General features: G+C 55.1%; 1 protein-coding gene. It reads left to right on the plus strand.

Going from position 1 to position 412, the window contains the following annotated elements:
* The first annotated feature begins 48 nt into the window (after positions 1–48).
* Entirely contained in the window at positions 49–387 is a 339-nt protein-coding gene (locus tag EN780_RS38120) for a four helix bundle protein (RefSeq protein WP_281035429.1), read from the plus strand.
* The last annotated feature ends 25 nt before the right edge of the window (positions 388–412 follow it).

Consider the following 412-nt stretch of genomic DNA (forward strand, 5'->3'; position numbering starts at 1 on the left):
GAGTAGGGGAGTAGGGCGAATGAATGAGAAACAGGTTCCTACAAGGACCTGATTGTCTGGCAGCAAGCGATGGATCTCGCCGTGGCAGTGTATGGCGCAACGAAATCCTGGCCGAAGGAGGAACTTTATGGTTTGACCAGCCAGGTGCGCCGTGCAGCCAGCTCGATACCGGCGAATATAGCTGAGGGTTACGGCAGAGAGATCCGCGGTTCCTATCAGCAATTTCTCCGCATCGCCCAAGGGTCACTAAAGGAATTGGAGACACAGATCTTGATTGCCGAGCGTACCGGTATCGCGTCGAAACCGACGACGGTTTCATTGTTGGAGGGGACCGAAAGTGTCGGGAAGCTTCTTCGCCTTCTGATCCGCAAACTCTCAGCCGACTAGCTCCCCTATCCCCTATCCCCTATCC

The sequence above is a fragment of the Mesorhizobium sp. M4B.F.Ca.ET.089.01.1.1 genome (assembly GCF_004022605.1).
Classification (GTDB): domain Bacteria; phylum Pseudomonadota; class Alphaproteobacteria; order Rhizobiales; family Rhizobiaceae; genus Mesorhizobium; species Mesorhizobium abyssinicae.